We start from the raw sequence: 22,241 nt of genomic DNA, 5'->3' as shown, positions 1-22,241 counted from the left end.
AGGATAGCGAATATTTCCAGCTAAATGAAACGTTATGAAATCAACATTAATCATTTTAGAGAAACCATATCATAGTTCATCTATTTTATTACCTTTATGAGTAATATTTATTTTTTGTGATTAAAGAAATTAATTTAATTGGATTAATTGGTAGTTTAGAGGGTGGTTCAACCAAACCCTTAATGGTTGATGGCGAAGATGAAAACGGCGAAATTCAACGATATGTTGTTAAACTATACAAGCAAGAATACAACACACAATATTTTATTGTTGCTAAAGAAATTATTATTTCAGAATTAGCTAAAGAATTTGATTTACCAGTACCAGAATATGGAATAATTAATTTCGATAACACCTTATTAGAAGAATTAGGAGAATATAATGAAAAGGAAATTAAACAAATTCAAGATGGGTACAAATTTTGCACAAGATTAGAAGATGCTTATCTATTATTTAACCCAAACTTTAAAAACAACTTTTTAAAAAATTATGAAGTAGAGACATTATTTGCTTTTGATAACTTTATTATTAACGCTGACAGAGGCGGATGGAGGAATAAGCCTAATTTATTAATATCGGATAAAGATTTTCTACTTATAGATCATGAACAATCATTTTCGTTTTATCAAAAAAAAGCAAATTATGCTAGCTTAAGTAATAACAAATCATTTTCAAGTTACGATTATACTAAACATATTTTTTTTAATAAATTAAAAAAACATAAACCAAACAAATATATATTTGATGATTTTGATCATAGTTTAAAAAACTTAAACATTTCACTTTTTAAAAATCTTTTGAAGCAAATTGAATCCTTAAATATAGATTGCGGAGAAAAAAATATTATTTTTGCATATTTGGAATGGTGTAAACAAAATCATACTTATATTAAAAAAAAGCTGCTTGAACGAATACGATGAAAACTTTTGATTATAAATATAGTATTTTAAAATATTATCATTCTCCTTCATTAGGAGAGTGTATTAATATTGGTATACTTATTTATTTCACTCACTCTAATGAGTTTACATTTATATACAGCAAAAAGTTGAATAGAATTAGGTCAATATATGATAATGTCTCTGAAAAATTGATTAAGTACTATCTAAAAGAGATTGATCAAAAAACTCAAAAGCTTAATTCAAAAGCATATAATAATCAAAATCAATTAAATTTCAAGCTTAATTTTGACGAAATTATACTTGAATCCTTATTACCTAAAGACGGTAGTTCTTTACAGTTTTCAAAAGTTTTTAATAACTTTCAATTGGGAAATTCTAATACTAAAATAAGTAAGTTTCTTTATCAAAAATTTCTACTTGAAAAAGATTATAAAACTGATCTTAATAAAGATTACTTTCTTGCCAAAAAATTCTACAATAACTTAAAAAGTAAGCTTGGAGAAAAAATTGACAATGATAAGTTTAAGAAAAATGTACATGTAAGAAATGAGACAGGCGTTGAATTTAAGTTTAATTACGCCTGGATAAATGGAAAAACAAATTTAGTAAAGCCTTTAAATTTTGATTTATCCAGCTCTAAAAATATATCTGATAAAGCCCATAAAAGTTATGGTCTCGTTATTGATTTAGAACAAATAGCAAAAACACAAAACTATAGTTTTAACTTTATTGTAGGTAAACCAAAAAGTAACGAGTTTTTAAGAGAATATAATCACTCGATATCCTTATTGAAAAGATTAGAAATTATTAACATCGTTGAAGAAGATGAAATAGATGGCTATACAGATGAAGCCATTCAGTATATTTCAAAATAATTATATAAAATAAATAAAAGGCACTATTAAGAGAGGATACCCTATTTTATTTTATCCAACTATTGTCTTCCAAAGAATTTTTAAATCTAGCCAAAAGGAATAGTTTTCTATATACTCTTTATTAATTCGCACTTTTTCCGCCCAGATTACTTCTCGGTTATACTGCTCGAGGTTTTCTTGCTGCGCTAGGAAGTTCTTCTCCATTCTTAAAAGCTATACTTGCGCAACCTGTAATACCGGGATGGAAAGAAAGAACAATACGATCGTCACCTTTTAATTGATCTGCAAATCCGGGAACATCGGTACGAGACCTACTAAACTCATAGCACCGATTAATACATTCCATAACTGCGGGAGTTCATCGAGTTTGATTTTTCGGAGGAAACGCCCTAGACGCGTAATTCTAGGGATATTCACGGCAGTCACACTGGATTGGGGTAAAGCCCAGGCTTCATCGCTCTTATCTTGTAAATGGTAAAGGGGTTTCCGTTTTTTCCTATGCGTTTAGACAAATACAAGCCAAAGGCTCCAGTACTGACTGCGGCTGATAGAAAAATAATTAAGAATAAAGGAATGCATCAAATTAGCACTATGAAAGAGAGAATAACATCAAAGATTCGTTTAAGTAGTAATATTCCTACTTGATGATTCTTCCAGGATTCCCTACAACTGTGGCTCCATCGGGAACATCTTTAATAATCACGGCCCCGGCACCAATTGTGCACCATTTCCCTATCGTTATTCCTTGAATCACTTGTGCCCCTATACCTATTTGTGTTCCTTCACCTACACGTACATTTCCAGCTAAGGCTGCTTTAGGAGAAATATGCACATAATTAGCAAGTTTACAATCGTGTTCGATAACAGCACCAGAATTGAGGATACAATGACTTCCTATCTGAGCATCTGCATTTAGAATGACACCAGGCATTACTACACTCCCGTCACCCAGCCTACTCGTGGTTGAGATTACCGCACTTTGATGTATTATTGGTGGTGCTATAACTGATTGCAATTGATCTGCAATTTTTTTTCTAATCTTGTTATTTCCTATGGTGATCACTAACGGGTAGGCTTCTATTTTTTTTTGACTTGCCGTAGAAAGCGCTATTCCTTGTAATTCTTTTACAGCAGGATTATCATCAAATAAATAACCTAATGTAAAATTTGAATTCGAACGAATGCAATCTAGCACTACTTTTGCATGACCGCTAGCGCCATATATACTTATTTTATGCATATCAATTTTCACCGTTAAATGCTGTGGTGGTTGCTTGCCCTTGCGCAGTAACCCCTTCTGAAACAAATACTTTTTTTATCGTTTTAAAGATAATCTTTATATCTAAGCCTAAACTACAATGTGCTACATACCACACATCATATTCAAATTTCTTTGTCCATGAAATCGCATTACGCCCGTTGACTTGTGCCCAGCCTGTAATCCCAGGGCGTACGTGGTGCCGTTTTTTTTGTTCTTTGTTATATAAAGGCAGGTACTGCGGAAGTAAGGGTCGAGGCCCTACTAGACTCATATCACCTTTTAAGACATTGAGGAGCTGCGGAAGCTCATCGAGGGAGGTTTTCCTAACAAAGGCACCTATTTGGGTTAAACGTTTAGCATCGGGCAATAAATTACCTTGGCTATCTTTTTTATCGTTCATGGTCTTGAACTTGATGATGCTAAAGATACGTTCATTTTTACCGGGACGGCGTTGAAAGAAAAAAGGTTTGCCTTGATTCGCAATACCTAGACCTAGCCAAACGATTATAAATACAGGACTTAGCAATAGTAGGCCTATTAAGGCAACTACAGAATCTCCTATGGGTTTTATATAGGTTTTATACATCGTTTTACTTTCTAATTATATCAAATAATCTGGTATATTTCTCTACAGCTAGTTTCAACGAATATCGATTGATCCCTAATTTTAACGCATTGGTTTGCTGTTCTTTTATTAGTCCTGTATCCTGAGTATATTTAACAAATTCTTTTACTTTATTATCAGTAAGTACCTTAGGCAACACATAACCCACATTTTCCTTTTCAATGGTTTCTTTTTGCCAACCAGGATGGTTAATCAATATCGGTTTTCCAGCCGCAAGGGTGTCAAAAAACTTATTGGCTGAATTGGCCCATAATTCTTGGATGGGGATGACAAACGAACTTCCCATAGATGCTTCAAAATACCACTGTGGTAATTCTTGTTTGCTGATTGCATCTAAGATGAATAAATTTTTATTTAATACCTTTTTCTCTGCTGCTAATGCTTTCACCTCTTTTTTTAAAGCTCCTGCCCCTATTAATATATAGACTATAGAATCGTCTAAGGGCAAAGTTTTTTCTGCCAAATTAACCACATAATCTATACCATTTACACGCCCGAAGGTACCAGCATATAATACCGAAAATCGCGGTTGAAACCCTATTGTATTTTTCAGAATAGCTGTTTCATTTGAAAAATCATTTTGAAAACGGTTGATTTCAGCAATGTTTTCGATGACTTCAATTGATTTTTGATTTGCCAGGCTTGGATAACGACTCACAATTGATTTTTTCATGTCTACCGACAAAGGCACTATGGCTGTTGCATTTTTATATATGATTTTTTCGAGAAAAAACAACAATTTTTTCATACCATTATTTTTAATAGCACCAATAGCAATTACTGCTTCCGGCCACACGTCTCGTGTTTCAAAAATAAAAGGGGTATTGTGCCGCCACTTTTTAAAAAGTGCAGGTATGGCGATTGTTAAAGGTGTGGAAGTCGCTAATACAGTATCGCATTTTATTGATAAAAGTTTAAAGGAAGCATACCATAAAAATTGAAAAAACACTATTGCCCTTTTAAAATAACTTAAATGATTACCATAAGGCAGATAGATATAATGTACTATTAATCCATCTTTATTAATACTTAGCCACTTTTTTTTGGATTTTAAACTAATATCTGAAGTGCTTGTTATTACTTCTACAACATAGTCTTTTTTAAGAAAACCGGTAGCTAAATCATAAGAACGTGTACCACCTGATTCTGTAGGAAATTTAAAATATTGATGTAGATAAACAATTTTCATAATAGATTAAGAAACTTTATAATCCTTTAATAACTTTTCGGAAAAGGCTATAAAGCTGAATACATATATAAAGCCCGGGCCAATAAAGTTGATTAAATCAATTGGACTTTCAAAAATTGGTGAAAATAAAAACAATAAAAAAAAGTAGCCGAAAATATTATATTTATATCTGCCAATTACCATACTAAAATATCTTATCATCCAAACTGTATATATAGCAATTAAAATAAAATTAAAAGGAAAATATGGCAAATAAAATGCAGATCCGATCATACCTGGCGAAGCGCCTGTTCTAGGATTATATGTATACTTCATAGTATTAAGGTAATTAGCCCTATTAATACTCCAAATTTCTGGCACTTTTAATTCACTAGAACCCTTTAACAAAATGTCTATCCTTATTTTTAAATTTGTCAAAACACCATTTAAAGAACTAAAAGCCATTTCATTAAGACTTTCGTTTTTATTACCTAATATCATTACAGGTGCATACCAAGTAGAAATACGTTTCGATGTACTAATAAATATTTTTTCGATATTTTGAGTGTTCAAAAAAAGATCTAGTGCGGCATCTTCACCTACCTTATTCAAATTACCAATAAATATTGTTCCAACAACTAAAAAAAATAATAATATTAGTTTTGATAAATTATTTTTAATTCTCTTAAAAAAAAATTGACTTTTTTCTATTAGCCAATGTTCCTTATTAAATAGCACAATCACTCCTAATAAAGTAAAAATAATATCAACCGAAGCATTAAGGGTTAAAGCAAAAGACAATAAATATATAAATAATATTCTTTTTTGATTTTTTCTTAAAGTTTTACCCTGAAGTTGAGCCATTAAAAAATAGAAAAAAACTAACTTGGCTATAGATCTAAACGCAAAGGTTAATATCATAAGTACACCTTCTCCTCCAATACTTGAATCAGCAGCGTGTCTGAAGGCAACAGTATAATTAACAAAAAAATTTATCCCGCAAACAAAAAATAAAATAGATATAAAAAAACCTATTTTACCATTAGTTAATAAAGTAGCAAAGTTTTTTAAGCGTTTTAAGCGTAAACTTGGTAGAAAAAGCAATAAAAAACTTACAATAGAAATAAAAAAAACTACATATACAATCGGCAAAAATGAATTTATATTTTTAAAAAGACTGTTGTACTCTTCCTTAAAAAAAAAATTCATTATTAATGGATAGAAATAGTAAATTCCTATATACAGAAAAAAAACAGTCCAAGCAGAACGAGTAAGCTTTTTATCAGAAACCCTTTTTAAGCTCATTATTTATTCTTAACTAAATTTGCTTTAATACCTAAGGAAAAATCGGCATCTGACATATAGTTTGTAGCTGCATACCTAACATAACCTTTTTCAATTGGTTTCCCTCTATGTATACCACTCGTTTCGACTACAATTAATGTCCCTTGCTCCCCGATTAAATCTTCTATATTATAAGCACTATTACTCACTAGTTTGCTTATCTCTTCTTGTGAGTAACGAGGATCACTTAACTTTTTACTAAGACTTTTATTAATCCGATATTTTTCCAAAGGTTTATGTGTCCCAGGTATATATTGAAAACAACCTGATTCTTCATTCACATCGGTTAAATATAAAATAAACTTCAACTGTCTTCTGTTCATACTATCACGATGCCATCCCCCACCACTTCCAAGGTTTCCCTCTTTATACTCAACGCGGTTTGCCATAATAAATTCATTGCAATTTTTTGCGTCTATATACTTACTGTATAAATAGTGAAGTTTTTCATTTTTAAATAAATTCTTAAATAGGTCTGAAACTCTCTCTATTCCATAAACTCTACCATCACTCCCTGCATTATCATTCCATGAATAATCTTTTTTTAAGTAATAATCAATTTCCTTTCTAAGTTCAGCAGCATTGTCTTTCGATATAAAATTTTCGACTATAACAAAACCTTTTTCTTTTAATTCGTTATATGCCTGTACATAGTTTTGGTTAGAGTTTGTTACAAGGTTATTAAAACTATATTTCAACTCAGAGAGAAAGTATTTCATTATTAAGAAGTTTTAGTTTATCTTCAATTTGATCAAAATTACCAATAAAAAATGAGAGTACTGTTTTATCACATGCATTTTCTGATACTAATAATGCATGTTTAAGATTTTCGGGGGTATCATAATGCTTTTTAACCAAACCCTTTTTTATAAACCCATAATTATCTATATGTTTTGAAAGGAAAGATGCTTTATAAAACAACCTTTTTGCGGCTAACGCTTCAAGTGCAACAGCAGATTCATTTGCTATTACTTTGCCCACTAACCTCATATCTTCTATTAATTCTGGATTTTTAGAAATTTGAATGTTTTCTCCTTTAAAAACATTGAAATTTCTTCTGTCAGCAGGATGCGGCCTTATAATAATATCAAAGTAATTTTTAAGCAAAGAGAGTAGTTTTCTCAAGCTTTCAAATCCATCTAACATATTTAAACAAATTAATACTTTATTTTTTATACATAAGTCTGGTTCAACTAGAGATATAAAAGGAATAATTCGAAAATCAAACATTACTAGGGTTTTACTATCGACATCACTTTGCTTATATTTTTTGAAACTATCCTTGCTAAACAATACATTTAGATCATGATGTAATACAGGAAATCTTTCTGAAACTGGAGCATGCTGTACGTAAACAGTTTTAATGCCTTTTTTAACACATAAATCATATATTAGAGTAGAGTAAATACTATGATCATTAAACTTAACAATTGTCTTCACATCGTTCAAAATCACATCAAAAATGAAATGGTGGCCTAGTAACTTTAATACTCTTGGGAAATTATTTATTATTTGCACATCTTTGTAATTAAAGAATCCTTTAAGTTCTTTAGCATTACAAATTGATGCTATGATAATTAATGAATCACTGATAAAAAAGCTGTTTTTTATATTTTTATTTCTTATTGTTGCTATTATTGAATAATCAATTTCTGGTACAATTAAATTTTTAAAAGTATGATAATGATTTTTACTCATTAATAGGTATACAAGCCTTTTTTTTAAATTATTTTTACGAACCAAATAGTTTTTAATGATTTTCCTCAATATATATGATACTCCTATATAATAAAAGCTTAGATATATACATGTAATTAATTTGATTTTCCACTTGGGATAGCGTAAATCAAATTGATTAAATAAATCATAATTCGCTTTATAATGTCTAAATGCTTTATTTATCCACATTCAATTTTATAAGTTTTAATGTAAAAAAAGTAAAAATTGTAATTAATGATAGCAACACAGTTTTTAAAATCGCCAAACCTATATAAGAGTTTGACTGAGTAACAAATAGTAATATCAAATAGATTACTATGGAAATAATTAAACTACAAGACATTAGAAGGGACTTCTTGTAATAAATAAGTTTTGGATTTATAAAATGGTAAATACTAAAAATATAAAATCCAATTGAAAATATTAGAATGAGTAATTCTGGATTTTCATAATGAGAAAAACTATCATTAACTAAATTTAGCTTCATTAAAAACCAGTAAAGAAGCTGTGGCAAGAAAACTTGTAAGAATCCCAAAAAAAGAATAAAATAATTAATTTTTTTTTGAATCCCTTTCTGTAATTTTCCGAATTTTGAGAATGATTTAAATTGTAAAGGAGTAAATATTTTTTTTCCAGCCTCAACAATTAAATTCGTTGCTGTAGCTATCGTATAGAAATATGCGTAAACCCCTAAAAAAGCAGTAGAATTCCCTATAAAAACTATTGCGAATTTATCAATACCTCCTGTTGTTGACGTTAACAAGCCATAAGAAGCCAAACTTATAAACTCTTTAGGTTCTGAATTAGTATAAGCTCTGGTAAAATTTATTTTTTTTAAAGAATAAAAAATGATAGGAATATGACCGATAAGAAAAAAACTAATTATTTCTAAATAAGTTAATACACCTTTACTTAGTATTACATATAGTATCAAGAGTCCAAAAACTAGTGTCCTCACCATAGACAAAATCATGTATAATTTATCTTGACCATTAAACCTTAAGAACTGTGATAGATAATTATAGATTAAAAATGCAAATACTAGCAAAATTTCTATGATAAAAAATGCAACAGTATCACTAAAAAAAAGATAGAAGAAAATGGTAACTATACTAATCATTAAAAATAATATAGGATAGTTATAAATGTACATTTTACGTTTTGATATTGGATATTCGTAAAACTTACGATTAAAAAAGCCCAAAAGAGATGATATACAAACAGCATTTATAATCAATAAAAATTGGTAATATAAAGTCCATATTCCAAAATCTGATGAATTCATATAATTTGATGCTAGCAAACCTATAATCAATGGAAGCCCTTTATCAAATAAAGTTCCTGAAAAATTATATAAAACAGTTTTTCTTGTTTTACTCATAAAAGTTTACAAACTACTGAATTTAACATCTACCCTTGCAATTATAACATACATATGTGTGAAAACTTGAATTCTTATAAAAAAAATAACCGGATCTCATGATTTATTAAAAATGAGTATTCTATAAATAATCTAATACACATCATTTTTTTTTTGAAAAACCCACATAAAATATAATTATTAAACAGTACATACTCCTCTTTAATAATTTAATCTTATATGCTTTCTTGCTTTTATTTATCTTTAAAATTCATTGTATTTGGACTTATTCTCTCTCCTTTCTCTAAATTAGAAACAGTTTTTTTTCCTAAAAAGTCTTTCAAATACTTAGGATGCATTCCAAACCCCGGTCTTACTGAACGTACATTTTTTTCGGTAAACTCTTCTCCTTTTTTGATGTCTTCAGCTACATATAAGGAGCGCGCAAAGGCTTTTCCTGCTTTCTGTTTTTCAGTTAGCTCATAAGTTTCTTGACCCATCGCTTGTTCTGCTTTTCGAACTGCGGTTACCATGTTGGTAAATTCTTGTTCGTCTAAAGAGAAACTCGCATCGGGACCGCCGATAGATTTATCTAAGATAAAATGCTTTTCTATTACTTTTGCTCCTAAAGCTGTAGCGACTACAGGAACCGTTGTTCCTAGTGTATGGTCTGACAGACCGACTTTAACCCCGAAGTCTTTTGCAAAACGCTGCATCATCACTAAATTAGCTTCTTCTATGGGTGCCGGATAAGAAGAGGTGCATTTTAAAATGGTAATATCTTCATTTCCTGCTTTTCTACAAGTTTCCACTGCTAATTGAATATCTTCAAACTCAGCAATTCCTGTAGAGATAATCATTGGCTTTCCTTTTGAAGCAGCATATTCAATCAAAGGAATATCTGTAATTTCAAAAGAAGCAATTTTATAAATTGGATTTTCTAACTTTTCTAGAAAATCAACCGCTGTTTTATCAAAAGGAGAAGAAAAACAAATCAAACCTTCTTCTTTGGCTACCTGAAAGAGTTCTTCTTGCCATTCCCAAGGCGTATAGGCCTCCTGATATAATTCATAGTATTTTCTTCCGTCCCAAATACTCCCCGAATTAATAATAAAATCTTCTTTATCAGAGTCTAAGGTAATCGTACCCGGGGTATAGGTTTGCAATTTGATTGCATCCGCTCCGGTCCGTTTAGCAGCTCTGATTGTTTTTTTTGCTATTTCTATATCTCCGCCATGATTAGCAGATAATTCGGCTATAATAAATACAGAATCTTTTTTCATATTAATAAGGCTCCTTTTTTTAATTTAATATTTTCTCTCATGGATTTCACTTTTAGTACGCCATTTGGTGTTTTTATTAATAACGGTTCAACACTTAATATCTGACCATTTTCCATAGAATAGTTAAAACCATAATTTGAAAAACTTACTTCATCAATAATAAGTTTTTCATCTTGGTAAAATGTAAATGCTCCAGGATAGGGACTTGCCTGTGCTCTAACCCAATTAAAAATTCTCTTTCGCTGCCAGTTCCAATTAATTCGACCATCCAAATGAGTCCGCTTACCAAAATAAGTTGCTTCTTCTTCTTTTTGACTCTTAAAAGTAAGCGTTCCTTCTTTGTATTTTGTAATTACTTTCTCAATTAATGGAAAATAGTGATTATGGTATTTGACTAGCACATCATTTCCCGTATCCTTTATATCAATAGGTATGACAACTTGTTCTATTATATTCCCGGTATCACAGCCTTCATCAATTACATGCGCCGTAATACCTGTTTGTTTTTCATCATTAATAATAGCCCATACATGGGGGGTTCTCCCTCTATATTTCGGCAATAAAGAACCATGTATATTAAAAGTCAAATCACTTCCCATATTAATAACATCTTCTTCTATAATGAACAAGTAATTAATTGATATTAAAACATTACATGTATTTTCTTCTATGATTTTTTTTGCTTTACCTTTCCTCGGGTTACCAATGAATACAGGTATGCTTTTATTTCTACACAAGTCTATAATACTGATCGATTTTGAATCTGTAAAAACAAAGTTGATCGGGTATTTATCTACCAACTGTACTAATGTAGAATAACCTAATCCTCCACTACACAATACACCTAATTCCATGGATTAATTTTACGGTGTATGATAACATCTATATATTGCTTTTCAAATAAACAATGTTCTTTTAAAGCTGCTTCTTTTTTATAGCATTTTTTTTCAATTGCTTGGTATAGATGAGGTCTTAAATCAAATGCATAAACAAAGAGTTTATGTAGTTTTAGTTCTTTAAAAGCTACTTGTTCAATTAATTCCAAATATATTCCCCATTGCATTTCGAATTCATTTTTTTCTAATTTTGTATCCATAATAAAAGAAATCTCTGCATTTTTATCTATCCAATTGATATGGACCAAACCTCCATAACCAATACACTCTTCATTTTTCAAATAGGAAAATAAGAGTTGATCAGGTTGTTCTTTTTCAAAAAGTTTAGTAACCACATTCGTAAAATAAAATTCTTGATCTTCTTCTGTTAAAGGTTTTGCTTGACGTAAATGGTATAGCTGTTCATTACGCCATTGCATAATTTTAAAACGGTCTTCATAACGAATAGGAGTAATTGAATATTCCCTTTCTGAAAAAGTATTATTTATTAATGTTTTATATTTTTTAGGAAAGCTCATTTTGCAATTTATATTTTAATTCTGCCAATTTCCAATCAACCCGATTATCTATATCTTGCACTTCTAATTCAGAAAGCTCTATTCCTCCTGTATTATCAGTCATTAAAGTTTTTGATTGCAAAAGAATTTCAGGCTTAAACCAATAGAATTGCCCTGCATCATGGTAGCTATCACTAAGATCTTGAGAACGCGCTAAACTATATTCAGGTTGTATAAATAAAATTTTTTGCTGATTTTCCATTTTAAGTGCTCGTTGTATCGGAAAACCATATTTAACAACTGGAAAAACGGTATCATAGTTGCTTAACATTTTAAAGGATTCTGTTAATCGGCTTGAGGTTACAAAAGGTGCACACGGATAAATACAACACGCATTATCAAAAGAAATTCGCTCTTTTTTATAATTTAAAAGCACTTCCTCTATAACATCAAAAGTTGTTGCAACGTCATTTGCTTTTTCCTTGCTTCTTAGAAAAGGAACTCTTGCTCCATATTTTTTTGCAATTTCTGCAATTTCTTCGTCATCGGTTGAAACCATCACTTCATCAAATAAACCACTTTTAATAGCTGTTTCTATAGAATAGGCAATGATTGGCTTACCCAAAAAATCTTTAATATTTTTTCTAGGTATGCGCTTGCTACCACCTCGTGCCGGTATAATGCATAAGTTACTAATTATAGTACTCATCAATTGTTGTTATGACAAATTGTTGTTCTTCTTTGGTTAAGGTAGGATACATCGGTAAACTGATGCAGTGTTTATAGTAGTTTTCGGCATGAGGCAAATCTCCTTCTTTCCATCCAAATTGTCGGTAATATGGCATTAAATGACAAGGAATGTAATGAATTTGTGCAAAAATCTTATGCTCTCGCAAGTAATTATATAAGCCTAAACGGTCACTTACCTCCACTACATACAAGTGATGCGCATGCCCTTTTACGATTCCGGATTGTCCTTTTACATAATTTTTACCTTGAAAATCCTGAGCATAAACTTTAGCTATTTCTCTTCTTCGTTGTACGCCTTCATCAGCACGTTGCAATTGGCTATTCCCCAAAGCGGCCTGAAAGTCGGTAATACGATAATTGTAACCTAATTCTTGCATTTCCATATACCATAAAGGATAGCTATCTTCTCCTCCTGCAAAATCTATACTATTGGTATATTGTCCATCATCTTTTACAATACCATGGGTACGTAGTTTTAGAAGTCGACCATAAAGTTCTCTATCATTGGTAGTTACCATCCCTCCTTCTCCAGAAGCAATATGTTTTACGGGATGAAATGAAAAAATTGCTAAGTCAGCAAATTTTCCGTTACCACACCATTGTTCTTTTCCATTTGTATCGTTAAAAAAACCACCTGGTGCATGGCAAGCATCTTCAATTATCCATAAACCATATTCATCTGCCAGTGCTTTAAACGCTTCCAAATTAACAGCTCTACCTGCAAAATCTACCGGAATAATCCCTTTATAGGTTCCTTTAGGGGATGCTTCTAAGAGTTTTTTTACGGAATTGATATCTAACAAATAAGTATCCGGGTCGATGTCGCCAAAAACCACTTCGCCGCCGCAGTACCTTACACAATTCGCAGAAGCTGCAAAGGTAATGGGTGTAGTAATTACTTTATCGCCAGGGTTTACATCTAATGCCATAGCACATAAATGTAATGCTGCTGTACCATTAGCCAATGCTACTGCGTAGTTGGCCCCCACATATTGAGCAAAATTATCTTCAAACTCTTTAATTTTAGGACCTTGCGTAAGATAATCTGATTGTAGTGTTTCTATCACTACTTTAATATCTTCCTCTGTAATATGTTGTCTTCCGTAAGGTATAACTTTATTTTCCATATCTCAATTATACTTCAAAACTAGGATCAACGTGTTCTTTAATTAAACTACGTAAAGAATCTACTGTTTCCCACTCTGTATTATCACCGGAATTATAAGCAAAACCTTCTTTTACTTTTTCTGCCTTAAATTCTTGTTTAAACTTATCTAAACTCCATTTAGGACGTGCGGGTAAAATTGTAAAATATTTACCTAAATCATAGGTATAAAAGGAATCGGAAGGGGTTATCATCTCTTCGTGTACCTTTTCTCCCGGTCTGATTCCAATTACCGGATGATCACACTCCGGACCAATTGCTTCGGCAACCTCTGTTATTTTATACGACGGTATTTTAGGTACAAATATTTCTCCTCCCCAAGCCTGTTCTAACGCATGCATCACCATATCTACCCCTCCTTGTAAAGAAATGTTAAAACGGGTCATTTCAGGATCAGTTATCGGCAACACTCCTTCTTTTTTCTTGTTAATAAAGAATGGAATTACCGAACCATTTGAGCCCATTACATTACCGTAACGCACTACTGAAAACCGAATAGGGTTCCATCCTGTAATATTATTGGCAGCTACAAATAATTTATCAGAGGCTAATTTTGTGGCTCCATATAAGTTAATAGGTGCACAAGCTTTATCAGTCGAAAGTGCTACCACTCGTTCTACACCGGTTTCTAAACAAGCATTAATTACATTTTGTGCTCCGTGAATATTTGTTTTTACACATTCATCAGGATTATATTCAGCGATAGGCACATGCTTCATCGCTGCCGCGTGTATTACAAAATCAATATCTTTCATCGCTCGTGTTAGACGTTCACGATCTCGTACATCCCCAATAAAAAAACGAATTTGCGGAAAATCTTTAGCAGGATATTCCTGTGCCATGTGAAACTGCTTTTGCTCATCTCTAGAATAAATGACGATTTTTTTAATCTCCGGGTATTCCTGTAAAATATGTGCAGTTAAGGCCTTCCCTAAGGAACCTGTTCCCCCTGTAATTAATAATGACTTATCTTTTAACATCTTATTTATTTTTTACTCCACAAAAATCTAAAATTATTTTATCTTGGTCTAATTTAACCATACTAAACTCCCGATGCCCTACTAAAAAAGCGACGATATCTGCTTTTTCTACCGCCTCTTGATAATCGGTGATTTTAAATACCTGATGCGTCTCAATGTTCGGCTCTACAATATAATAAGCTTCATCTTGTGCGTCTTGTAATACTTTTTGTACAATATATTTTGCCGGTGATTCGCGTAAATCGTCTATATTCGGTTTAAAGGCTAAGCCCATAAGCGCTATGGCTGGTTTTCTACCGTGCTTCAACTGAAATTCATGCTTGGCTTTTTTAATCTGCTCGGCACACCAAAAACTTTTATAGTTATTGATCTCCCGCGCCTTCCCAATGATTTGTGATTCCATGGGAAACTCCGACGTAATAAAATAAGGATCTACCGCAATGCAATGCCCGCCTACCCCACAACCAGGTTGTAAAATATTCACACGTGGATGTTTATTGGCTAAGTTAATTAGCTCCCAAACATTAATATCTGCCTTATCGCAAATCAACGATAACTCATTCGCAAAGGCAATTTGTACATCACGACTTGAATTCTCGGTGAGCTTACACATCTCTGCCGTACGCGCATTGGTAGCGTGTAATTCTCCTTTTACAAATTGTTTATAAAAAGCAATTGCTTTTTGGGTACTTGCCTCATTTACCCCCCCAATTACTCTATCGTTATGTACCAACTCATGCATGACATTGCCCGGCAACACACGTTCTGGACAGTAGGCAATATGAAGCTGCCCCGCTAACTCTGGACGCTCGGTATAGATGAGTTTCATCATCTTTTCGGTGGTCCCTACTGGTGATGTTGACTCTATAATGTATAAATCATCTTTTTTTAATAACGGGAGTACCGCCTTGGTCGCCGCTTCTACATACGAGATATCGGGCTCATGATTGCCCTTAAAGGGCGTAGGCACCACAATTAAATAGGTATTGGCTACTTGAGGTGTTGTACTTGCTTTAAAATAGCCCTCTTTAACAGCAGTGGCTAAAATTTCTTCTAAGTCGGGTTCTACAATATGTATTTTGCCTTGATTTAAGGTTTCTACCACCTGCGGATTAATATCTACCCCCCAAACCGCTTGTTGATTCGCTGCGATTAAGGCTGAAGTGGGCAGGCCAATATAGCCCAACCCTATCGTTGTTACTGTTGGGTTCATTTCTTTACGCTTGTCTATAAATAGTGTTCACAGGAATACTTTTAACACCTTATAATTTGTGAATTGCGAAGTTAGCATTTCCCACTAGAACAGAATAGTTTTTTCTTTTTTTTATGATTTTTAAGAGACTAGAGGCTAGAAGCTAGAAGCAAGAAGCATGGTTTTGAATGATAAATCTTGAATTGACCGTGAGGATAGAGATTAGAGACTAGAGGCTAGAGGCTAGAGGCTAGAGGCTAGAATTTAGATTATTTTTTTGAAACAGGAAACAGGAAGCAAGAAACATGAAGCATGGTTTTGAATGTTGGATTTTTAATTTTGAATGATAAATCTTGAATTGACCGTGAGGATAGAGATTAGAGGCTAGAGGCTAGAGGCTAGAATTTAGATTATTTTTTTGAAACAAGAAGCAGGAAGCAAGAAGCAGGAAACAGGATTTTGAATGTTGAATTGGTAGTGAGTAGTGAGTAGTGAGTAGTGAGTAGTGAGTAGTGAGTAGTGAGTAGTGAGTAGTGAGAAATTAGAAAATTTAAAATTAAGTATAGGAGTTTGGAAAGTTTATTACAATTCATAACAAACTTTCCTCCACTACCCTAACTCTTCACTACTATTATTTTCCTAATTCCTTAATATGCTTTACAATACGCTCACAAGCTTGCCCATCGCCGTACGGATTATGCAAACGACTCATGTTTTCAAAACGACTTGGATTATTGAGCAAGTCTAAGGTTTCCTTAACAATTTTATCGGTATGAGTACCTACTAAAATCACCGTCCCCGCTTCAACAGCTTCTGGGCGTTCGGTGGTATCGCGCATCACCAACACAGGCTTTCCTAAACTAGGCGCTTCTTCTTGCACCCCGCCACTATCAGTAATGATTAATTTAGCGCGATTCATCAGCCAAATAAAGTCTTGATAGGCTAAGGGGGCTATGAGTTTTATATTGTTCACCTCTCCCAATATACGGTTCACGGGTTCTTGCACCTTCGGATTTAAATGTACCGGATACACGATTAAGACCTCTGGCTTTTGCTTTGCAATTTGCTGTAAAGCGGCACAGATACGTTCAAAACCAGCGCCATGATTTTCGCGACGATGCCCGGTCACTAAAATCACTTCTTTCTCTCCTAGTTCTTCTTGCAAGTCTTTGATGAGGGCACTCGGGTTTTCATTGACTTTAGCGACACTCTTTAACAAAGCGTCGATCACCGTATTCCCAGTTACCAAAATGCTTTCTTCGGATACATGTTCTTGTAATAAATTGGCCTTAGAAGTTGAGGTAGGCGCAAAATGCACATCGGCAATTCTTCCCGTTACCTGCCGGTTCATTTCTTCTGGAAAAGGCGAACGCTTATTAAAGGTACGTAAACCTGCCTCTACGTGACACACCTTTGCCCCACTGTAAAAACTAGCGATACTGCCTGCCATGGTGGTGGTGGTATCACCGTGTACATAAACATAATCGGGTTGAAATTCTTCTAGTACTGGTTTTAACTCTGTGATAATGGCTGCCGTTAAGCTGTATAAATTTTGCCCAGGCTGCATCAAGTTTAAATCATAATCGGGCTGAAGCTCAAAAAAAGCTAAGACTTGATCTAACATTTCTCGATGCTGCGCGGTGACACAAACTTTAGTTTCAAAATGCTCCTGTTCGTTTTGAAAAGCTTTTACTAAAGGAGCCATTTTAATCGCTTCGGGGCGCGTTCCAAACAAAATCAGGTTTTTTATTTTTTTCATATGAATTGCTATGCCTTTTTAAATAGAGTATTCACTTTTGCTATTTCTCTATCCTTTATAAATTACAGTCTATAACTTTGCGTCAGCTTTTTCTCCTAGTACACCTTTTACATCATACACTACTGCCTGCGCTGCTTTTAAACGATTCAGCTCTAAGCTTAAAAACTGTTGATGGGCTACTGCCAATACAATTGCCTCGTAATGTTGGCCTTCCTTAAGCTTAGTTTGGCATTCAATACCATACTCATGTTGCACTTCATCTGGATTTGCCCAAGGGTCATAAACCTCTACCTCCATACCGTACTCTTGCAAATGTTCAATCACATCAATAGCTTTGGTATTTCTTACGTCAGGACAATTTTCTTTAAAGGTAATGCCTAGTACCAACACTTTACTTCCTTTTACTTTCACATCTTTCTTCAACATCAACTTGACCACCTCTGCCGCTACATGCTCTCCCATCGAATCGTTCATGCGCCTTCCGGCTAAGATAATCTCGGGATGATAGCCTAATTCTTGGGCTTTTTGAGCTAAGTAATAAGGATCTACCCCTATGCAATGCCCTCCTACTAAGCCTGGCTTAAAAGGTAAGAAATTCCATTTAGTCCCAGCAGCTTCTAGTACTGCCTGAGTATCAATATTCATCTTACTGAAGATTTTCGCTAATTCATTCACAAATGCAATATTAATATCACGTTGCGAATTTTCAATCACCTTTGCCGCTTCTGCCACTTTAATGGTAGGCGCCAAGTGGGTACCTGCCGTGATGACCGATTTATAAAGTTCATCTACTCTTTTACCAATTTCGGGGGTACTTCCCGAAGTGACTTTTAAAATTTTCTCTACTGTATGTTCTTTATCTCCTGGATTGATGCGTTCTGGCGAGTAGCCCACATAAAAGTCTTCATTAAATTTTAATCCAGAACTTTGCTCTAACACCGGAATACACTCTTCTTCGGTAGCTCCAGGATACACGGTACTTTCATACACCACCACATCTCCTTTTTTTAAGACCTTCCCTACGGTTTCACTCGCTTTTTGTAAAGGAACCAGTACGGGGCGGTTATTTTTATCTACCGGAGTAGGTACAGTAATGATGTAATAGTTACAGTTTTTAATGTCTTCTATCGCTGCAGAACAATATAAACCGTTCTCGACTTCGCTCGAACTGGCATTTGCTATTGGATTTTTTTGTTTTAATACGGCTTGTAAAATTTTATCTTCTACCTCTAAGGTATCATCGTGCCCTTGTTGTAACTTTTGTACTCGTTGGCTATTGATATCAAAACCTACCACTGGGTATTGAGTAGCAAAAAGTCGAGCTAAAGGTAAGCCTACATAACCTAGACCAATTACCGCAATTTTTGGATTCATATTTTTTGTTTTAAAGAGGCAAAGAACCCCTATAATTTTTATTTCGTACTTATTTTTAGGTATTTTTTAAGGTTTATAAGCTGAGCAATTCATTTACAAAATGAACGATTTAAAGAGATTTCTCTTCACCTGCTTCACTTATAAATGTTCCCAATACCAATCTACGGCTTCTTTTAAACCTTCTTGAAAGCGATGTGTAGGTACATAACCCATATAGTGTTGCGCTTTTTCAATAGAAGCTAACGAGTGCGGCACATCTCCCTGACGGTTAGGACCATGTAAAATTTCTACCTGTGCAATTTTTGAATCTTTTTCTGCTAAGAAGCTTCGTAAATCTTTGGCCATCGACAATATGGTGGTACGATCTCCCACGGCGGTGTTATACACTTGGTTTAATGCTTCGGTATTTTCGGTGGTAAGGGCGCGCATATTCATTTGAATCACATTATCGATATAGGTAAAATCACGAGAATAGGTACCATCGCCATTTATTTGAGGGGACTCGTGTTTCATGAATTGCTGTACAAACTTAGGTATAACCGCTGCATAAGCCCCTTGCGGGTCTTGTTTTCTACCAAACACATTAAAATAACGTAAACCTACCGTATCTAAATTGTAGGTAAGCTTAAAATTTTGGGCATACAACTCATCTACATACTTGGTAATGGCGTAAGGCGACAAGGGTTGCCCTATGTTTTCTTCCACTTTTGGCAAAGCAGTAGAATCTCCGTAAGTAGAAGAACTTGCGGCATACACCAAACGCTTTACCTGTTGATCGCGTGCTGCGACCAGCATATTTAAAAATCCGCCTACATTCACTGCATTTGTAGTGATAGGATCGGCTATAGAACGTGGTACCGAACCTAGTGCCGCCTGATGCAATACAAAATCTACTCCCTCACAAGCTTGTTGGCAGGTTTGTAAATCACGAATATCACCCTCTAACAACTCAAACAAATCATCTTTTAGTAAATGTTCTATATTATGCCGATGTCCCGTTGCAAAATTATCTAAACACCTTACCTGGGCTTGCTGGCTAATTAGAAACTCACATAAATTAGAACCAATAAAACCGGCACCTCCAGTTACTACTATTTTTTTTCCTTTTAAGGATGGAAAATTTTTCATCGAATACTTTATTTATAAACTAAGACATCTTAAAAAGCAACTGCTTTTTAATGAATAAAGACAGCAAAGTTTTTTCTTTTTCAAGAAATAGAAAGCGTCATTCACAAAGCCTTAACAATTAAAAACGTTAAAGATAAATAAATTTCAACGCTTACATTGCTATTCAAAAATTCTTTTGTGAAAGTCGGTAATACCAACGCTTTCCCTTAAAAAAAATTTAATTTTCACCCCTAACTATTAATAAAATCATAATTTAAAGCCTAAGAGTTTTCTAATCTCTTGATCTTCCTTAAATTTGCCTCAAACTCAGCAGAAAAAAGAGAAATTTAAATTTGCATTATGAAAAAACTTACTTTATTATTTTCTTTATTTATAGCTTGTAGCGCGATTGCACAAGAAGAAAATACCAGCAAAGAATACAATCACTGGTCTATTGAAGCCATGGGCGGGGTGAACAAACCTTCTAGACCTATGACCAATGGTTTTTATGGTTCTACCCCAGGATTTTGGAATGCCGACTTAGGTGTGCGTTACATGATTAATGATAAATTTGGTTTTAAATTAAATTTAGGCTATAACCAATTAGAAAACGACGACGACTCTCGTGATTTTGAATCTAAATACTACCGCACCAGTATTGAAGGGGTGGTTAATTTAGGTACTTTATTAGGATTTAGAGAGTGGACCAATAGATTGAACTTATTAGGGCATGCAGGTGCTGGTGTATCTCGTTTAGACCCAGGAGACAATACTCGTTATGACGGTGGAGAAGATTATATGGGAACTTTTGTTGCTGGATTAACTCCACAACTTCGCTTAAGTGACCACTTTGCTTTAGTAGGAGACTTGAGTGTGATGGGTAATGTACGCCAAGATTACACATGGGACGGAAATTCTAAAACTACAACGGCTGGATTTAATGGAATGTTAGTGAATGCTTCTGTAGGATTAAACATCTACTTAGGGGGTGCTGAAAAACATGCCGATTGGGTAGATGTATCGAACACCACTTTATTGCGTGAAGAATTAGAGGCAACCAAAGAACGAGTGGCTCAAATTGAAAACGATATGATGGATGAAGACCAAGATGGTGTCCCTAACTACTTAGACAGAGAGCCTAATACCACTAGCGGTGTTAGGGTAGACTCTAAAGGTGTGGCTGTAGATAAAAACGGAAATGGGATTCCAGACGAACTTGAATCATCTTTAGACAAGCGTTATGCTAAGGCTGGTGATAACTATACCACTAACGGTTCTGGTAGCATTGCTAAATTATTAAATGACGGGTATGTAAATGTATACTTTAGATTTAACAGTACGCAACCTGAAACCTATTCATTAGAAGCTATTAATTACTTAGTGAAGTATATGCATGAAAATGAGAGCGCTTCTGCTGAATTAATTGGCTATGCCGATGAAATTGGTAATGCTACTTATAACCAAAACTTATCTGAGCAACGTGCTAAAAAAGTATACGATATCTTAATCGCTTCAGGTATTGAAGAATCAAGATTAAGCTACCAAGGTGGCGGTGTAGATAACTCTGTAGAAAAATCTTCTTCAGCTGCACGTCAAATCGTAAGAAGAGTAACGTTTAAATTAAAATAAGACTTTATACCGTACACTAGTACTGTTATTGTCATACCTAAAAAGGCTAGATGAAATTCATCTAGCCTTTTTTTTATGTAAAAAAATGAAGTAGCAAGAAGCAGGAAGCAAGAAGCATGATTTTGAATGTTGGATTTTTAATTTTGAATGATAAATCTTGAATTGACCGTGAGGATAGAGATTAGAGGCTAGAGATTAGATTATTTTTTTGAAACAGGAAGCAAAAAACAAGAAGCAAGAAGCAAGAAGCAGGAAGCAAGAAGCATGATTTTGAATGTTGGATTTTTAATTTTGAATGATAAATCTTGAATTGACCGTGAGGATAGAGATTAGAGACTAGAGACTAGAGGCTAGA

21 protein-coding genes and 1 pseudogene are annotated in these 22,241 nt (G+C 33.6%); 3 read left to right on the top strand and 19 right to left on the bottom strand.

Going from position 1 to position 22,241, the window contains the following annotated elements:
- Positions 1 to 116 precede the first annotated feature (116 nt).
- Both KW502_RS14000 and KW502_RS13995 read left to right on the top strand, forming a co-directional pair.
- A complete protein-coding gene (locus KW502_RS14000; protein ID WP_219041184.1) occupies positions 117 to 920 on the top strand; it encodes a HipA family kinase in 804 nt (267 codons plus the stop codon).
- Entirely contained in the window at positions 917 to 1,777 is an 861-nt protein-coding gene (locus KW502_RS13995; protein WP_219041183.1) for a DUF3037 domain-containing protein, read from the top strand. Before KW502_RS14000 ends, KW502_RS13995 begins: the two co-directional genes overlap by 4 nt.
- A 51-nt stretch (positions 1,778 to 1,828) precedes the next feature.
- On the opposite strand, the pseudogene KW502_RS15655 reads toward KW502_RS13995, so the two are convergent.
- The 19 genes and pseudogenes from KW502_RS15655 to KW502_RS13905 form a co-directional block, all read right to left on the bottom strand.
- A pseudogene (locus KW502_RS15655) lies at positions 1,829 to 2,194 on the bottom strand (sugar transferase).
- 5 nt (positions 2,195 to 2,199) lie between these two features.
- Positions 2,200 to 2,295 carry a sugar transferase gene (locus KW502_RS15760; RefSeq protein ID WP_255554260.1) on the bottom strand — a complete coding sequence of 32 codons (96 nt, stop codon included), beginning with the start codon at positions 2,293 to 2,295 and terminating at the stop codon, positions 2,200 to 2,202.
- A 119-nt stretch (positions 2,296 to 2,414) separates the two neighbouring features.
- Positions 2,415 to 3,017: an acetyltransferase gene (locus tag KW502_RS13985; protein ID WP_219041182.1), complete on the bottom strand. Its 603-nt coding sequence runs from the start codon at positions 3,015 to 3,017 to the stop codon at positions 2,415 to 2,417.
- Position 3,018: 1 nt separating this feature from the next.
- Positions 3,019 to 3,624 (bottom strand): sugar transferase, encoded by a 606-nt coding sequence (locus KW502_RS13980; RefSeq protein ID WP_219041181.1) that lies wholly within the window; start codon positions 3,622 to 3,624, stop codon positions 3,019 to 3,021.
- Positions 3,625 to 3,628: 4 nt separating this feature from the next.
- Positions 3,629 to 4,852: a glycosyltransferase family 4 protein gene (locus KW502_RS13975; RefSeq protein WP_219041180.1), complete on the bottom strand. Its 1,224-nt coding sequence runs from the start codon at positions 4,850 to 4,852 to the stop codon at positions 3,629 to 3,631.
- Between the two features lie 6 nt (positions 4,853 to 4,858).
- The gene (locus KW502_RS13970; RefSeq protein WP_219041179.1) at positions 4,859 to 6,136 is read right to left on the bottom strand and encodes a hypothetical protein; all 1,278 of its coding nucleotides are present in this window, start codon (positions 6,134 to 6,136) and stop codon (positions 4,859 to 4,861) included.
- Positions 6,136 to 6,894, bottom strand: a complete 759-nt coding sequence (locus KW502_RS13965) for a phytanoyl-CoA dioxygenase family protein (RefSeq protein WP_219041178.1) — start codon at positions 6,892 to 6,894, stop codon at positions 6,136 to 6,138. Before KW502_RS13965 ends, KW502_RS13970 begins: the two co-directional genes overlap by 1 nt.
- The gene (locus KW502_RS13960; protein ID WP_219041177.1) at positions 6,875 to 8,083 is read right to left on the bottom strand and encodes a hypothetical protein; all 1,209 of its coding nucleotides are present in this window, start codon (positions 8,081 to 8,083) and stop codon (positions 6,875 to 6,877) included. The genes KW502_RS13965 and KW502_RS13960 overlap by 20 nt, the downstream gene beginning before the upstream one ends.
- Positions 8,070 to 9,275 (bottom strand): polysaccharide biosynthesis protein, encoded by a 1,206-nt coding sequence (locus KW502_RS13955; RefSeq protein WP_219041176.1) that lies wholly within the window; start codon positions 9,273 to 9,275, stop codon positions 8,070 to 8,072. Before KW502_RS13955 ends, KW502_RS13960 begins: the two co-directional genes overlap by 14 nt.
- 233 nt (positions 9,276 to 9,508) lie before the next feature.
- Positions 9,509 to 10,537: a pseudaminic acid synthase gene (gene pseI, locus KW502_RS13950; protein WP_219041175.1), complete on the bottom strand. Its 1,029-nt coding sequence runs from the start codon at positions 10,535 to 10,537 to the stop codon at positions 9,509 to 9,511.
- Positions 10,534 to 11,391, bottom strand: a complete 858-nt coding sequence (locus tag KW502_RS13945; protein ID WP_219041174.1) for a methionyl-tRNA formyltransferase — start codon at positions 11,389 to 11,391, stop codon at positions 10,534 to 10,536. Before KW502_RS13945 ends, pseI begins: the two co-directional genes overlap by 4 nt.
- Entirely contained in the window at positions 11,382 to 11,951 is a 570-nt protein-coding gene (locus KW502_RS13940; protein WP_219041173.1) for a GNAT family N-acetyltransferase, read from the bottom strand. The genes KW502_RS13945 and KW502_RS13940 overlap by 10 nt, the downstream gene beginning before the upstream one ends.
- On the bottom strand, positions 11,938 to 12,639 hold the full coding sequence (gene pseF, locus KW502_RS13935; protein WP_219041172.1) for a pseudaminic acid cytidylyltransferase: 702 nt from the start codon (positions 12,637 to 12,639) through the stop codon (positions 11,938 to 11,940). The genes KW502_RS13940 and pseF overlap by 14 nt, the downstream gene beginning before the upstream one ends.
- Positions 12,623 to 13,807 carry a UDP-4-amino-4,6-dideoxy-N-acetyl-beta-L-altrosamine transaminase gene (gene pseC / locus KW502_RS13930; RefSeq protein ID WP_219041171.1) on the bottom strand — a complete coding sequence of 395 codons (1,185 nt, stop codon included), beginning with the start codon at positions 13,805 to 13,807 and terminating at the stop codon, positions 12,623 to 12,625. The genes pseF and pseC overlap by 17 nt, the downstream gene beginning before the upstream one ends.
- 7 nt (positions 13,808 to 13,814) lie before the next feature.
- On the bottom strand, positions 13,815 to 14,825 hold the full coding sequence (gene pseB / locus KW502_RS13925; protein ID WP_219041170.1) for a UDP-N-acetylglucosamine 4,6-dehydratase (inverting): 1,011 nt from the start codon (positions 14,823 to 14,825) through the stop codon (positions 13,815 to 13,817).
- Between the two features lies 1 nt (position 14,826).
- Complete coding sequence (gene wecC / locus KW502_RS13920) at positions 14,827 to 16,038, bottom strand: UDP-N-acetyl-D-mannosamine dehydrogenase (protein WP_219041169.1); 1,212 nt, start codon at positions 16,036 to 16,038, stop codon at positions 14,827 to 14,829.
- Between the two features lie 610 nt (positions 16,039 to 16,648).
- Positions 16,649 to 17,776, bottom strand: coding sequence for a non-hydrolyzing UDP-N-acetylglucosamine 2-epimerase (gene wecB / locus KW502_RS13915; protein ID WP_219041168.1), 1,128 nt, complete (start codon positions 17,774 to 17,776; stop codon positions 16,649 to 16,651).
- Positions 17,777 to 17,845: 69 nt separating this feature from the next.
- Positions 17,846 to 19,150 carry a nucleotide sugar dehydrogenase gene (locus KW502_RS13910; protein WP_219041167.1) on the bottom strand — a complete coding sequence of 435 codons (1,305 nt, stop codon included), beginning with the start codon at positions 19,148 to 19,150 and terminating at the stop codon, positions 17,846 to 17,848.
- A 138-nt stretch (positions 19,151 to 19,288) separates the two neighbouring features.
- Complete coding sequence (locus tag KW502_RS13905) at positions 19,289 to 20,278, bottom strand: SDR family oxidoreductase (RefSeq protein WP_219041166.1); 990 nt, start codon at positions 20,276 to 20,278, stop codon at positions 19,289 to 19,291.
- 339 nt (positions 20,279 to 20,617) lie between these two features.
- Between KW502_RS13905 and KW502_RS13900 the strand changes: the two genes are divergently transcribed.
- On the top strand, positions 20,618 to 21,886 hold the full coding sequence (locus tag KW502_RS13900) for an OmpA family protein (RefSeq protein WP_219041165.1): 1,269 nt from the start codon (positions 20,618 to 20,620) through the stop codon (positions 21,884 to 21,886).
- Positions 21,887 to 22,241: the final 355 nt, after the last annotated feature.

This window comes from Mesonia aestuariivivens, assembly GCF_019311235.1.
In the GTDB taxonomy this organism is placed as follows: domain Bacteria; phylum Bacteroidota; class Bacteroidia; order Flavobacteriales; family Flavobacteriaceae; genus Mesonia; species Mesonia aestuariivivens.
This window is presented reverse-complemented; position numbering and strand designations above follow the sequence as displayed.